The organism is Sphingopyxis sp. PAMC25046, assembly GCF_004795895.1.
Classification (GTDB): Bacteria; Pseudomonadota; Alphaproteobacteria; order Sphingomonadales; family Sphingomonadaceae; genus Sphingopyxis.
Genome location: NZ_CP039250.1, coordinates 1,016,805 through 1,031,308, shown reverse-complemented (window position 1 = coordinate 1,031,308; position 14,504 = coordinate 1,016,805). Strand labels below are relative to the sequence as shown.

Here is a 14,504-nt window from a genome sequence, read left to right as displayed (position 1 = left end):
CTTCGCGGCGCCAAATGACGACGAACCTCGTCGAAGGAACGGCGGTGTCGGCCTCGCTCCTCTGCCTCGGACATTGTCTGGCATTGCCGCTGATCCTGCTCGCCTTGCCGATGCTGGTCGGGACCTTTTTCGAATCGGAGCTTTTCCACATCGTGGCGGCTGCGCTGGTCGTCCCCGCGGCCGCCCTCGCGTTCCTTCTCGGTTACCGCCGGCACCGCGCCCTTCTTCCAGCACAGCTCGGGGCGGCGGGGGTCGCCTGCATCGTGGCCGCGCTGTTCCCCGTCTGGGGCGAGCCGGCGTCGGCGGGGATAACGGCGATCGGCAGCCTGTTTCTGATCGGCGGGCATCTTATCAACTGGCGGCTACGCCGGACCCTTGCCTGAGCATGGCGAGCAGATCCGCCCGCCCGGCACCGGTGCAGGTCGCAAAGATACGCGACGCGAAAATGCCAAGCGGACGCCCGCGGAGCTCGAGGAAGTCGTCCTGGCAATCGTGCGTGCCAGTCCGCGGCCGCTCGGAGCCTACAGGATCGCGCGCCAAAGCCGGGTGCTCGGTGTGCCGCTGGCGCCCAACCAGGTTTATCGGATCCTCGATCGGTTGGGCGGGCGCGTCCATCGGGTCGAAACGCTGAATGCCTATTTCGAGGCCGGCGGCCAGCCCGGAGCGATAACAATCTGTCGCGGCTGCGGCCGCACCCGCACGCTCGACGCCGGATACGAGACCGAAGTCGACCGCTTGTGCCGAGCTGCAGGCTTCCGCCCGAGCCGCGTCATCGTGGAAGTCGTGGGTGTCTGTCCCGATTGCGGAGGCAAATAGCGGCGGCTCCGGTCGGCCGTTCGATGGTTGACCCCCGCATCCTTGGCCTCTAGCCTTGCTGCGATGCACAAAAGGGACCATCTGCCGCTTCCGCCACCGCTTACGCAATGGGCGGCACAGCAGCCGGTGGCGCTCTTTCTGGATTTCGACGGCACGCTCGTCGACATCGCGGAAACGCCGGACGCGATCCTGGTCCCCGACGATCTTTTACGACGGCTCGAAGCCTTGGCGGCGCGCGTGGATGGTCGCCTCGCGCTGATCACCGGGCGGTCGCTTTCGGACATAGGCGGGCATCTCGGCAGCGGGGCGATCAGGATAGTGGGTTCGCACGGCGCCGAACAAGGCGATGCCACTGTACCGGCGGTCACGCTATCCGGCGATACAAACATGGCAATCGCGTCGCTCGCGGCGCGGTGGCCCGGCCTGCTTGTCGAAACCAAGCCGCACGGCATGGCAATCCATTACCGGCAGGAACCACATGCCGAGGCAGCCGTCTTTAGCGTCATGGACGATATTGCAGAGCGCGAAGGTCTGGCCGTGCGGCGAGGCAAGATGGTTGTCGAACTGGGACCGGCGCAAGCCAACAAGGGACTGGCGGTGGCGCGGCTTCTGGACCAGTCGCCCTACGCCGGCGCCACGCCGGTTTTCATCGGAGACGACATTACCGACGAAGACGGCTTTGCCGCCGCGGCGGCGGTAGGGGGGCACGGCATCCTCGTCGGCGCACCGCGTCCGACCGCCGCTCATTACCGGCTTCCCGGCACCCGCGAGGTCTATAATTGGCTGGGCCTGTGAGCAATTTGTCCCTTTGGCCGATCGGCAATTGTCAGGTCAGCGCCCTCGTCGACAGCGCGGCGGGGCTCGTCTGGGGATGCGTCCCGCGCGTTGACGGCGACCCGGTCTTCTGCGCCCTGATGAACGGCGAACGGCAGGACGAGGGGGTGTGGCGTTTCGCGCTCGAAGGGCAGGTGCGCGCCACTCCCCGTTACAGCCGCAACACACCGATCCTCGTGACGCGCCTCGAAGCCGCCGATGGCAGCGCGGTCGATATCATCGACTTCTGCCCGCGCTCCGAACGCTCGGGACGGATGTACCGGCCCGTCGCCTACACGCGCATCGTCCGCCCCGTCGCCGGCAGTCCGCGCATCCGGATGAACCTTTCGCCGATGCGCGGCCATGGCGCTGAACGCGCGCCGACCACGCGCGGCACCAATCATATCCGCTATCTTATCGGCAACCAGCCGCTCCGCCTCACTACCGACGCGCCGGTCGGCTATCTCATGCAGGAGCTCGCATTCCGCGTCGAATCCGACCTCCATTTCTTCCTCGGCCCCGACGAGCCCTTTACCGGCAACGTCCGCGAATCGGTGCGCGGGATGGAGGAAGCGACAGGTCAATATTGGCGCAGCTGGGTGCGCGGGCTCGCGACGCCGATGGACTGGCAGGACGCTGTGATCCGCGCCGCGATCACGCTCAAGCTCTGCCAGCATGAGGAGACCGGCGCCATAGTCGCCGCGCTGACGACATCGATCCCCGAGGCACCGCACAGCGAGCGCAACTGGGACTATCGCTATTGCTGGATCCGCGATGCCTATTACACGGTTCAGGCGCTCAATCGGCTTGGCGCGCTCGACGTGCTCGAAAAATATCTCGCTTACCTCCGCAACATCGTCGATCGCGCCGCGGGCGGGCATATCCAGCCGCTCTATTCGGTGATGGGCGTCGCCGAACTGGACGAGGGCGTCGCCGAACATCTCGCGGGTTATCGCGGTATGGGACCGGTGCGGATCGGCAACGCGGCCTATCAGCAGATCCAGCACGACGCCTATGGACAGATCGTGCTGCCGACGGTGCAGGGCTTCTTCGACCAGCGGCTGTTCCGCATGGCCGACGAGCGCGATTTCGAAAGCCTCGAAAGCGTCGGCGAAGTCGCATGGGCAATGCACGACCAGCCCGACGCCGGATTGTGGGAATTTCGCACCAAGCAGCTCGTCCACACCTATTCGGCGGTGATGAGCTGGGCGGCGTGCGACCGGCTCGGCAATGTCGCCGCGCGCATCGGCAAACCCGACCGTGAAGCCCATTGGAAAGAACGCGCTGCCAAAATCCGAGAAACGATCGAGCGCGAGGCCTGGGACGAGACCGCGGGCCATTATGGCGCCGCCTTTGGCCATGCCCATCTCGACGCCAGCCTGCTCCAGATGGTCGAGCTGCGTTATATCCGCGCCGACAATCCGCGTTTCCAGGCAACTTTCGCCGCAATCGAAAAGGCGCTGCGCCGCGGCGAACATATGCTGCGCTATGACAGCGAGGATGATTTTGGTCTCCCCGAGACCGCGTTCAACTTCTGTACCTTCTGGTTGATCGAGGCGCTGCACCTGTGCGGTCGGGGCGAGGAAGCCCGCGAGCTGTTCGGAAAGATGCTCGCGCATCGAACACCATCGGGTCTGCTTTCCGAGGACCTTGATTTCGAAAGCGGCGAATTGTGGGGCAATTTCCCCCAGACCTATTCGCTTGTCGGGATCATCCATTGCGCGGGGCTGCTCTCGCGCGGCTGGGACACGGTGCGATGAGCCGGCTGATCGTCGTCTCGAACCGCGTCTCGGTCGCCAAGGGGCGCGGCGCGGCGGGCGCGCAGGGCGGCCTTGCGGTCGCGATGAGCGCGGCGCTGCGCAAGCGCGGTGGCATCTGGTTCGGCTGGTCGGGAAACGAGGTCGAACGTTTCACGGGTCAGCTCACGATGGAGCGCGTCGACGGCTTCACCACCGCGACCGTCGATCTCGAGCCCCACGACGTCGACGAGTATTACAATGGCTATGCCAACCGAACGCTCTGGCCGCTCTTTCACTACCGCATCGATCTTGCCGAATATGAGAATGAATTCGGCCGCGGCTATGAACGCGTCAACGAGCGGTTCGCGAACAGCCTCTATCCGCTGATCGAGGAGGAGGATGTCGTCTGGGTGCAGGACTACCACTTCCTGCCACTCGGCGAACGGCTGCGCGCGCAGGGGGTGACGAACCGCATCGGCCTGTTCCTGCATATCCCGTGGCCGCCGACGCGCCTGCTCGTCTCACTCCCGCATCACGAGCGGCTCGTCGCCGCGATGCTCCACTATGACGTCATCGGCTTTCAGTCGGTCGAATGGCTCGAAAGCTTCCTCCATTATTGCCGGAAGGAACATGGGGCCGAAGTCGACGAGGAGAGCGGCACCGTCCGCATTGACGGCCGAAGCACCATCGCGCGCGCCTTTCCCATCGGTATCGACCATGCCGAATTCATGGCGCTCGGCGAGACCGAGATCGCCCGGCGATCGCAGCAGCGGCTGGGCACCAGCGCACGCAAGCGCACAATCGCGATCGGCGTCGACCGGCTCGACTACAGCAAGGGGCTTCCCGAACGGATCGACGCGCTCGAACGGCTGTTCGCCAGCCACGACGACATGGTCAACGATCTACTCTTCGTCCAGATCGCGCCGCCCTCGCGCGAGGACGTCCGCTCTTACCAGCGGATCCGCGCGACGCTCGAGCAGAAGACCGGCCAGTTCAACGGCGCGCACTCGGACGTCGACCTCGTTCCGATCCGATACGTCAACCGCGGTTTCGGCCGCGCCGAATTGTTCGGCTTCTATCGGGCGGCGAAGATCGGCCTCGTGACTCCGCTCCGCGACGGGATGAACCTCGTCGCAAAGGAATATGTCGCGGCACAGGACCCCGACGATCCGGGCGTATTGATCCTCTCGCGCTTCGCGGGCGCGGCCGAGCAACTCACCGACGCGTTGCTCGTCAATCCGCACGACGGCGGTGACGTCGCCCGCGCGCTCTGGACCGCGATGCACATGCCGCTCGCGGAACGCAAGGCGCGCTGGGAAAAGCTCTACGCCGTCGTTCGCGACGCCGACGTCATCGGCTGGGCGGACGACTTCCTGACGGTGCTCACGCAGGACCCGGCTTTGCCCGAGACGTAAGCGCCGTGCGCCGCGCCTGGAGCGACCGGCCCTATTTCCCGATCAGCGCCTGCGGCAGCTGCGGAACGTCTGCCCCGCCCCAGATCCGGCGTTGCTTGCCTTTGAGATGCGGGTCGTAGGCCTCGCTCCACGCATCGACAAAGCTGCGCGCCGCCCAGGCGTCCCATTGACCGGCCATCTCGCGAACCCGGCCCGGCTCCTTCGCGGCAAGATCGTGCATTTCGGTGCGGTCGGCGGTCATGTCGAAGAGCTGCCACGGCTTCTGGAAGCCGGCGACGAGTTTCCACTTGCCGTCGCGGACGGCGCGGTTGCCTTCATGCTCCCAGAAGATCGGCTTGCCGCGGGTCAGCGCCTCGCCGCGGAAGGCGGGCACCATCGAACGCCCCTCCATGGGCAGGATCGCATGGCCGTTAAAGGCCTTTGGATAAGTGGCCCCGGCGATCTCGACGAGCGTCGGCATGACGTCGATCAGATGCCCCGGCTCGCGCACGAGGGTGCCGCGCGCCTTCGCGGCGATCCCGCGCGGCCAATGTGCGATCAGCGGCGTCGCGATCCCGCCCTCGTAGGTGTGGTGCTTATAATATTGGAAGGGCGCGTTTTGCAGCGTCGCCCAGTTCATTCCGGTCCAGACCACCGACTGCGCGCTACCCGGCAACCCGTCGCCCTTGAGCCGGCCGTCCGGCCCGCTTTCGGCGGTCCCGCCATTGTCGTTCATCAGCAGGATCAGCGTATTGTCGAGCTCGCCCGACTGCCGCAGGCGGTCGACGAGCGTGCCGATCGCACGGTCGACGCGGTGAACCACAGCGGCATAGACCGCCATCATGGTGTCGAACCGATCCTTCTCCTCCGCGGACAATTTATTCCAGTCGTAGCTTCCCGGCAGCGCAGCGGGCAGTTCGGCGTCAGCGGCGATGATGCCGAGCTGCTTTTGCCGCTCGAAGCGATCGCGGCGCACCGCCTCCCAGCCCTGCATGTACCGGCCCTTGAACTTAGCGACATCCTCGGGCGGCGCCATCAACGGAAAATGTGCTCCGACAAAGGGCATATAGAGGAAGAAGGGTTTGCGCTGTTCGCGCGCCTCGCCGATGAACTTCGTCTGCCAGTCGACGAACATGTCCGACGAATACCAATAGCCCTGCCCGACGCGCGGTGAACCCGCAGGCACGCGCTCGCCGTCGATATAGACGGATTTTGCCAGCGGCTGCGGCTGGTCGCGGTAATAAAGCTCGCCCGAGGGCGAGGTGAGCGACCGGTCGAAGCCGCGCTGCCACGGGCCGACGCCACGCGAGATGCCGAGGTGCCACTTGCCCGCCATCGCGGTGAAATAGCCCGCCGATTTCAGCACCTCGGCCAGAGTGACGACGCGATCTGAAAGCTTGCTGTGCAGACCTTTCGAACCCGGAACATGCACCGATTCGAGATGCCCCAGCCCCGCCTGATGCGGATAGGTGCCCGTCAGCAGCGACGCCCGCGACGGGCTGCACCGCGCATTGTTATAGAATTGCGTGAAGGCGAGGCCGTTTTTCGTCAGCGCGTCGATGTTCGGCGTCGGGATTTCGCCGCCGAAGCTGCCCATGTCGGAAAAGCCGACGTCGTCGAGCAGGATTACCACCACGTTCGGACGCGTCGGTTGCGGACGGGCCGGCGCCGTCTCGGCCCCGATCGCGACCGACGGCAAGGCAGCTGTTGCGACCGCCGCAGCGGCGTAGCCCGCACGGGCCAAAAGGCGGGCAGCAAATCTGATATTCACCGGTCACTCTCCCTATTCACCGATTTATCATATATATATTGACTTTATTTGGCCCGTTGGTCAACGTCCGCGGCGAAGCGTCGACGAAAAGGGTGCGGAAGAGCTGGGTAGAGTCGGGTTTGCGGCCGGAGTGCCCCGCCGACTCATCGACGGCCAGCCTCCTCGTTGTCGGCGCCAAGGGCAAAAATGCCTGCGCACGGAACTGGGAGAGGGAAGATGAAGAAGCAGACAGGTTTTTCGGCCGCCGTGTCGGTCATTGCACTCGTCGCGAGCGTACCTGCGTGGGGCCAGTCGACCGACGCGGGCGGTGCCGTCGCCAGCGACACCCTGGCCGACGCGCCACGGGAAAATACCGAGGATGCGATCGTCGTCACCGGCATCCGCCGCTCGCTCGAGCGCGCCGCCGACATCAAGCGCGAGTCGGTGCAGGTCGTCGATGCGATCGTGGCGCAGGACATCGGCAAGCTTCCCGACCCCACCACCGCCGCCGCGCTCCAGCGCGTGCCTGGCGTCCAGGTGTCGGTGAACCGCAACAACGAGCTTGGCGACGTCCGCGTTCGCGGCCTTCCAGACGTGCTCACGACGGTCAACGGCCGCGAGGTGTTTTCGACCGTCGGCCGCAACTTCGACCTGCAGGACATGCCCGCCGAGGCGCTGTCGCGCGTCAATGTCTTCAAGTCGCAAACCGCCGAGCTGACCGAAGGCGGGCTTGCCGGGGTCATCGACCTCCAGCTAAACCGTCCGTTCAATTTCAGGGATCCGACCATCGTCGCCGCCGGCCGCGCCAATTACGGCGACCGCGTCGACAAGATCAATCCTCAATTCAGCCTGTTGGCGACCGACCGCTGGGACACCGGCATTGGCGAGATCGGGGCGCTGATCAACGGCACCTATTCCAAGTCCGACTATTATCGCGCGACGACGGTGCTGTTCCAGCGGCGCAGCACCAACACCGCGCCGTTCAACACGCCGGGCTATGTCATCCCCGGCATCCTCCAGAACTTTCCGCAACAAGGCTTTATCGAGCGGCACCAGCTCAATGGCGCGCTGCAATGGCAAGCCTCGCCGCCGCTCGAGGTCTATGTCGAGGGTTTCTACACCTATTTCCGCGACCGCGGCAGCCGTAATGGCGCGAATATCCAGCCTTTCACCAACGGAACGACGATCACCGACGTGACGCCGGGGACCAGTTGTATCCAGACCCGAGTGCGGCGCAACAACGGCAACAATCCGGTGATCCAGACCGACGCGGTCGGCAACCAGACGCTGACGCCGTATGACAAGGTTGAACTGTGTCAGCCCGAAAGCATGACCTTTGCCAATCTGGTGTCGAACCAGACGACGCAGGCGCGCGACCTCAACCAGCGAAACAAGCAGTTCGCCGGCGGGCTGAAATATGACGAGGGCCGCCTGAACGCTGTGCTCGACGTCGCCTATCAGACCTCGAAATACGAACTTCAGAACATCACTTCGGACATCGGCCAGCGGCTGCCCAGCCTGACCGTGACGATGGATGTCGACGGTCACGCCGAATATACCGTTCCCGGCGACGCGCTGCTGAGCCGCGACAATCTTTATATACGCAACGCGCTGATCCAGAATTTCACCGAAAATCGCGGCAAGCTGTTCCAGGCGAAGGGCGACGTCGATTATGATCTCGACGGCTTCCTGTCAAATATCGCGGTCGGTGTCCGCTACGCGCACCGTTCGGCCGAAGAACAAGCGGTCAATCTCAACAAGGCGACGCCCGGCGGCAATATCGGGACGGGGACCGAGGCAACCGCCGTGCTCGTGTCGGACACCGGCCTGCCCGACGATTTCCTCACGCTCGGTTCTCGGGCACCCGACCTCAACAATGGTTCGCGTTTCTATATACCGAACCCCGACTTCCTGCTGTCCGAAGACGGACTCGACGCTGCGCGCGCCTATTTCGGCCTGCCGGCGGGTCGGCCCGACTTCGATCCGGGGCGCGCATTCGACGCCAAGGAAGACACGCTCGCCGCCTATGTGCAGGGCAAATATGAAGCCGACCTGTCGAACAGCGTCACGCTGGATGGCGTCGTCGGGGTCCGCTATATCCGCACGAGCCGAACGATCGGTACCTTCGTACCGGCGGGCGGCGGCGAATATGACCGGCTGACCGCCGACACGGTCGATCATGACTGGCTGCCCAACGCGACGGCGCGGTTCCGGATTGGCGACGATATCCAGATTCGCTTCGGCTATGCCAAATCGCTGCGCCGCCCGAATTTCGGCGCGCTCAATCCGGCGATCACGCTCAACCAGTCGAACAACCCGCTGGTCCAGAGCACCGGCAATGCTGGCAATCCCGGCCTCAAGGCGCAAAAGTCCGAAAGCCTGGACGCGACCTTCGAATATTATTTCCCCAGTGGCTATATCGCGGTCGCGGGCTATTATCGCGACATCAGCGACCGCGTCATTACCAGCGGGGCGGTGGAAACGATCGACGGTGTCGATTATTCGGTGTCGCGTCCGCGCAACGTCGGGCAGGCGACGCTGAAGGGTATCGAACTCAGCACCCAATATTTCTTCGACTTCCTGCCGGGCGCGCTGTCGGGCCTAGGCGTACAGGGCGCCTTTACGCTTGCCGATTCCAAGGTCGGCGGGGACGATCCACTCGCGGGCTATGCGCTGCAGGGTGTGTCGAAATATAATTATACCGTCGGCCTGTTGTACGAGAAGAGCGGGATCAGCGGGCGGCTGGTTTACACCTACCGCTCCAAATATCTTTCGCTCGACGCGAGCGGCGAGCCGACGTTGCGGCCCTTCACCGACGAGACGATCGACGTCGTCGCGGTGCCCGCGCTCGTCACCTATGCGCGCGGCGCAGGACGGCTCGACTTCAACATCGGCTATGACATCACCGACAAGATTCGCGTCGATGTCGGCGGTACCAATATCCTCGGTAACAATACTTCGACCTACTACGGCTATCCCGGATATACGAATATCAACAACGAGATGGCGTACGACGAGACCACCTATTCGATCGGCGTCCGCGTCAAATTCTGACGGAAAAGGGCGGCGGCATCGATCTGCCGCCGCCCTCTCCAATACAGCGCAAGGCCCCGTCGCTCATCGCGACGGAGCCTTTCATTATTGCGCCCGATATTTGGGGAGTGTCGCCATCCAGGCCCTGAGCTTGCCGAGCAGGCGGTCGCGAATCGCAGGCTGGCTCATCGCGACATCGGTGGCTTCGGTGGGATCGTTCGCCAGATCGAAGAGCTGCGGATTGGTGCCGCCCGCCTCGGCGAGCAGTTTCCAGTCGCCCTCGCGGATCGCAAAAGGCGGCGCCTGGTCGCGTTCCAGCGCCGGCTGCGGCGTTTCCTTTGGCGCGCCTTCCTTGCCATAAGCCCAATAGAGGTCAGGCCGCCCGGCGATCGCGCGACCCTCGATCACCGGTGACAGGTCGACGCCATCCACCCCCACGGGTATCCGCGCCCCGACAATGCGCGCGAGCGTCGGCAAAAGGTCGACGCCCTGCCCCACCGTCCGCTCGTCGCGATAGCCGGCCTTGGTATGGCCGCGCCAGTAGAGGATCAGCGGCTGGCGAATGCCGCCTTCATAGAGGCTCCATTTGCGGCCGCGCAGATTTTCGGTGCTGCCCGGGGCGACTTGGCCATCCTTGTAATAGCGCGGCGACGACGACGGGCCGTTGTCGCTGGTGACGATGACGAGCGTATTGTCCATCTCGCCCATCTGGTCGAGGCGGTCGAACAGGCGGCCGAGCGTCTTGTCCATCTTGACCAGCGAGGCGAGCATCCGGTCGTCATCGGAGGACGTGCCCTTGCCCATGACGTCCTCAAGGCTTTCGTCGTCGGGCGCCCAGGGATCGTGCATGTCGTTGAGCCAGAGGTTCACGAACCAAGGCCTCTCCGCATGCTGCGCGACAAAGTTGACCGTCATGTCGGCATATAGCCCGGTGAGATTGGTCTTGAGTTCCCAGAAGCGCGGTCCTTCGCCGAGCTTGTCCGATTGCTCGGCGAGGAAGCGTTCCTCGTCGGACACCAGCACGCGCGGTCCGAGCCCTTCGAAGGTCGTGAAACTATGGTCGAAACCATAGGCCGTCGGCCAGGGCGCATCACCGATGTCGCGCCCGCCGCCGAGATGCCATTTGCCGATATGCGCGGTATCATAGCCGGCGCCCTTCAGCAGCCGCGCGATGTTGGGGAGCTTTGGGTCGAGCCAATCCGCTTGGCCGACCGCCTTGTTGTATGCGCGGTCGCTGACATAGTTGATGAAGCCGACCTCGGCGGGAAAACGTCCGGTAAGCAACCCCGCACGCGATGCGGAGCAAATCGGCGCCGAGTCATAGAATTGCGTCATCAGCACGCCTTCGCGTGCCAACCGGTCGAGGTTGGGTGTCTGGACCTTTTGGTTCCCCATCACCGATAGGTCGCCGAAGCCCATGTCGTCGACGAGAACGAACAATATGTTGGGCTTGCCCACCGCCGCGGAGGAAGCGGACCTGTCGGCCGCGGTAGTCGTCGCCGTCACGGGCGCCGCGACGCCCATGAGCGCCGCGAGCATGGTGGTCGCGGCCCAGCGGGCGATCGCGGTACGTCGTGCCATCGGCTTTCCCCTGCCTTATTTATCCTCGAACAGCGGCTTCGCGATCTTCGCGAAATCCTCGACCGGCAGCTTCGACACCGCGCGATCATAGGTGAGGAGTCCATTGAGTTCGCCCTCGACGTCGCTCGTTTCGGTGTAGACCGATGCGGCGAGCCCCAGTTCTTTCGCCTGACGGATGATCTCGTCGAACTTGATCTTGTAACGGCGGCGATAATCTTCCTTGTCGGTCGCGAACTGATAGATGCGCGCATCGCGGTCGGTGAACCACAGATGCCCTGGGATCGGCAGCCCGACGCCGCCGAATTCGCCGGTCACGATCGGCCGGTCGGCCTGCGGCGCGGGCTCGACGGGCACTTCATCATAGGTGTGGATGTCATAGACGTCCGACCCGCTGCCCGGCACGTCGAACCAGCCGCTCGCATTGTTGACGAGTCGGCTCGGATCCATATTCTTCGCGATGCTGCCGACGGTCTTGACATCATACTGACCCCAGCCTTCGTTGTTGGTAACCCACATCACGATCGACGGGAAGGCGCGGAGCGCGCCGATCATTCGCGCCAGTTCGGCCTGATATTGCGCCATGCCCGCCGAGGTGAAGGTCGCCTCGCGGTCGCTCGGACGCCGCACGGCCTGATCGCCGAATGCGCCGGAGGGCATGTCCTGCCAGATCAATATGCCGAGGCTGTCGGCATCGTGATAATATTGCGCCGGCTCGACCTTGATATGCTTCCTCAGCATGTTGAACCCGGCTTTTTTCAGGAAGACGATATCGCTGCGCGCGGCCTCTTCCGACGGCGGGGTCAGCAGGCTTTCGGGCCACCAGCCCTGATCGAGCGTTCCGTTGTGAAAGAGCGGCTTGTTGTTGAGAAGCAGCGCCATCTTGCCCGTCTTCGGATCGACGCCGGTCGAAATCTTGCGCATCCCGAAATAGCTTTTGACGCTGTCGCTCGGGCTGCCGACCACCGTCGCTGCGGCATAGGCCGCAACCTCGCGCCGGGTCATCGGCGGCAGGCCGGTGCGGTCGTTCCCCGCACCCTGCGGCGGGGTCACCTTCACCAGCTCGGCGGTAAGGTCATAGAGATAGGGATCGTCCGGCGACCAGAGGCGCGCATTCGGGATCTTGAGCACCCCCTGCCGGTTGCCGCGAATGATCGTCGTCGCGATCACCTTGCCCTTGTCGCGCGCGGTGATGCGCACGGCGTCGCTGGGCGTCGCGGTGTTGCTGAGCGCGACATCGACCGTCAGCTCGCCCTTGTCGATATCGGGCACCGCGCGAAGGTCGGCGATATGGAGATCGGCGACAGGTTCGAGCCACACAGTCTGCCATATCCCACTGACCGCGGTGTACCAGATGCCGCGCGGTTCGAGCGTTTGCTTGCCGCGCGGCTGGTCACCGGTCGAGGTCGGGTCGGTGACCTGCACGACGAGCTCGTTCGCGCCAGACCGCAGATAACGGGTGACATCGAAACTGAACGGGTCAGAGCCCCCCCTGTGGCTGCCGACGACGACGCCGTTGACGAGTACGGTCGATTCGAAATCGACCGCGCCGAAGTGGAGCAAGGTGCGCTGGCCCGGCCATTTCGCGGGCAGCGTGAAGCTGCGCTTATACCAGAGCCGGTCGTCGGGCATCAGCTTGCGCGCGACGCCCGATAGCCTCGATTCGACTGCGAAGGGGACGAGAATCTTGCCGTCCATCGCCGCCGGCTGCGGCTCGTTCGCGGGGCGGATTGCATAATCCCAATGCCCGTTGAGGTTCATCCAGGTGTCGCGTTCCATCTGCGGACGCGGGTAGCTGCGCCACGCATTTTCGGGCGTCACCTTGCGGCCCCACTCGCTCATGATCGGGCCGACATAGGCAGGCCCGCCCTCGGTGCTGCCCGGTGCGGTATAGCCTGCGGTATTGGTGGTCGAATTGGCAGGCTTTTTGGGCGGCGGCGCCGCGGTCTGCGCATAGGCGGCGACGCTGGCGCTGCTCGCCAAGAGCGCGGCAACCACAAGCAGCTTCGAAACAGACTTCATCGGACCCTCCCAATTTATATGATCAATGTGTTTTATAAAGAGTCGCCAGACGTGGCAACCGGAAATCGGTCGGCGGCACCCCGCGGAATGCGGCGTTCGATCAGGAAGATCGCGGCGGCCGAGAAAGCGAGCATGGCGGCGAGGAAGATCATCGGGGCCAGATCGCTGCCGGTCGCGTCATGGATTTTCGGCACGACCGCCTGCGCGACGAAGCCGCCGAGATTCCCCACCGAATTGATCGCCGCAAAGCCCGCCGCCGCCGCCGCGCCGGTCAGAAGGCGCCCCGGAAGCACCCAGAAAAAGGGCTGGCCAGCAAAGATTGCCGCAGCGGCGATGCACAGCGCGGTGAACTGCAGTATCGGCGATGGCAGCGCCGCCGCCATCATCAGGCTGAACGCCCCGATCAGCGCCGGACCCACTATGAAGCGTCGCGAGCCGGTGCTGCGCGCGGCCCAGCGCGGAAGCCACCACAGCGCGGCCGCGACGACCAGCCAGGGAATGATGTTGAGCAAGCCATTGACGCCATCATCCACCCCGAAACCGCGAACGATCGTCGGAAGCCAATAGCTGAGGCCATAGGCCGACAGTGGAAAGCCGAGAAAGGCGATGCAGAGCAGGATCACGCGAAAATCGCCCAGCGCACGCAGTGGATTGGCGTGCTCGCGCGTGCCTCCCTCCGCAGCAAGCGTGTCGGCGAGCCATGTCTTTTGCGCATCGGTGAGCCACTGCGCTTCGGCGGGCCCGCGTGGCAGGCGCGCGAGCACGACGGGAACGAGCAACAGCGCCGGGATCGCGGTGACGATGAACACCCATTGCCATCCGCGCAGGCCGCACACGCCGTCGAGTTCCAGCAGCAGTCCGCCGAGCGCCGCGCCGACCGCGTTGGCGAAGGCACTTGCGATCAGGAACAGCCCGATCGCCCGCGCCCGCTCGGCCTGCGGAAACCAGAGGGTCAGCAGGTAGAGCACGCCGGGGAAGAAACCAGCTTCGGCCACCCCCAACAGAAAACGCAAGATGTAGAAGCTCGTCGGCGTCCAGGCGAACCCCAGCGCGAGCGTCACGAGGCCCCACGCCCCGATGATTCGCGCGAACCAGATTCGCGGGCCGACGCGTTCGAGGATCAGATTGCTCGGAATCTCGAAGATGCAATAGCCGAGAAAAAACAACGCCGACCCCAGGCCATAGGCGGCTTCGCTGAGCCGAAGGTCGCCGACCATCTGCAGCTTGGCATAGGCGACATTCTGCCGGTCGATATAAGCTACAAGATAGAGAAGGCACAGCAGCGGCATCAGGCGCCAGGTAATGCGCCTTACGGTCGCCGCGCCGATATCGCCCATTCCACCTCTCCCTGCCGGCGCT

Annotated in this window: 10 protein-coding genes; 6 read left to right on the top strand and 4 right to left on the bottom strand. The window is 64.4% G+C overall.

Annotation, left to right across the window (positions count from 1 at the left end; genetic code table 11):
* Positions 1 to 14: 14 nt before the first annotated feature.
* From E5675_RS04740 to E5675_RS04720, 5 genes are all read left to right on the top strand, one after another.
* Positions 15 to 383: a MerC domain-containing protein gene (locus E5675_RS04740; protein ID WP_168707791.1), complete on the top strand. Its 369-nt coding sequence runs from the start codon at positions 15 to 17 to the stop codon at positions 381 to 383.
* A complete protein-coding gene (locus E5675_RS04735) occupies positions 376 to 816 on the top strand; it encodes a transcriptional repressor (protein ID WP_136173566.1) in 441 nt (146 codons plus the stop codon). Before E5675_RS04740 ends, E5675_RS04735 begins: the two co-directional genes overlap by 8 nt.
* A 63-nt stretch (positions 817 to 879) precedes the next feature.
* A complete protein-coding gene (otsB, locus tag E5675_RS04730; RefSeq protein WP_136173565.1) occupies positions 880 to 1,611 on the top strand; it encodes a trehalose-phosphatase in 732 nt (243 codons plus the stop codon).
* Positions 1,608 to 3,389, top strand: coding sequence for a glycoside hydrolase family 15 protein (locus E5675_RS04725; RefSeq protein ID WP_136173564.1), 1,782 nt, complete (start codon positions 1,608 to 1,610; stop codon positions 3,387 to 3,389). The genes otsB and E5675_RS04725 overlap by 4 nt, the downstream gene beginning before the upstream one ends.
* A complete protein-coding gene (locus E5675_RS04720; RefSeq protein ID WP_136173563.1) occupies positions 3,386 to 4,783 on the top strand; it encodes a trehalose-6-phosphate synthase in 1,398 nt (465 codons plus the stop codon). The genes E5675_RS04725 and E5675_RS04720 overlap by 4 nt, the downstream gene beginning before the upstream one ends.
* Before the next feature lie 31 nt (positions 4,784 to 4,814).
* Here E5675_RS04720 and E5675_RS04715 read toward each other — a convergent pair whose 3' ends face one another.
* Positions 4,815 to 6,533: an arylsulfatase gene (locus E5675_RS04715; protein ID WP_210727613.1), complete on the bottom strand. Its 1,719-nt coding sequence runs from the start codon at positions 6,531 to 6,533 to the stop codon at positions 4,815 to 4,817.
* A gap of 216 nt (positions 6,534 to 6,749) precedes the next feature.
* Between E5675_RS04715 and E5675_RS04710 the strand changes: the two genes are divergently transcribed.
* Entirely contained in the window at positions 6,750 to 9,566 is a 2,817-nt protein-coding gene (locus E5675_RS04710; RefSeq protein WP_136173562.1) for a TonB-dependent receptor, read from the top strand.
* An 84-nt stretch (positions 9,567 to 9,650) separates the two neighbouring features.
* Here the strand turns inward: E5675_RS04710 and E5675_RS04705 are convergent, their stop codons facing one another.
* The 3 genes from E5675_RS04705 to E5675_RS04695 are packed head-to-tail and all read right to left on the bottom strand — an operon-like array spanning position 9,651 to position 14,482.
* Entirely contained in the window at positions 9,651 to 11,126 is a 1,476-nt protein-coding gene (locus E5675_RS04705) for a sulfatase-like hydrolase/transferase (RefSeq protein ID WP_136173561.1), read from the bottom strand.
* A 15-nt stretch (positions 11,127 to 11,141) separates the two neighbouring features.
* The gene (locus E5675_RS04700; protein ID WP_210727612.1) at positions 11,142 to 13,145 is read right to left on the bottom strand and encodes a sugar-binding domain-containing protein; all 2,004 of its coding nucleotides are present in this window, start codon (positions 13,143 to 13,145) and stop codon (positions 11,142 to 11,144) included.
* A gap of 32 nt (positions 13,146 to 13,177) precedes the next feature.
* The gene (locus tag E5675_RS04695) at positions 13,178 to 14,482 is read right to left on the bottom strand and encodes an MFS transporter (protein ID WP_136173560.1); all 1,305 of its coding nucleotides are present in this window, start codon (positions 14,480 to 14,482) and stop codon (positions 13,178 to 13,180) included.
* Between the last annotated feature and the right edge of the window lie 22 nt (positions 14,483 to 14,504).

Bases quoted from the DNA above. Each gene is read 5' to 3' on its own strand.
- otsB (WP_136173565.1), top strand. From the start codon at position 880: ATGCACAAAAGGGACCATCTGCCGCTTCCGCCACCGCTTACGCAATGG.
- E5675_RS04720 (WP_136173563.1), top strand. From the start codon at position 3,386: ATGAGCCGGCTGATCGTCGTCTCGAACCGCGTCTCGGTCGCCAAGGGG.
- E5675_RS04705 (WP_136173561.1), bottom strand. From the start codon at position 11,126: ATGGCACGACGTACCGCGATCGCCCGCTGGGCCGCGACCACCATGCTC.
- E5675_RS04695 (WP_136173560.1), bottom strand. From the start codon at position 14,482: ATGGGCGATATCGGCGCGGCGACCGTAAGGCGCATTACCTGGCGCCTG.
- E5675_RS04700 (WP_210727612.1), bottom strand. From the start codon at position 13,145: ATGAAGTCTGTTTCGAAGCTGCTTGTGGTTGCCGCGCTCTTGGCGAGC.
- E5675_RS04710 (WP_136173562.1), top strand. From the start codon at position 6,750: ATGAAGAAGCAGACAGGTTTTTCGGCCGCCGTGTCGGTCATTGCACTC.
- E5675_RS04740 (WP_168707791.1), top strand. From the start codon at position 15: ATGACGACGAACCTCGTCGAAGGAACGGCGGTGTCGGCCTCGCTCCTC.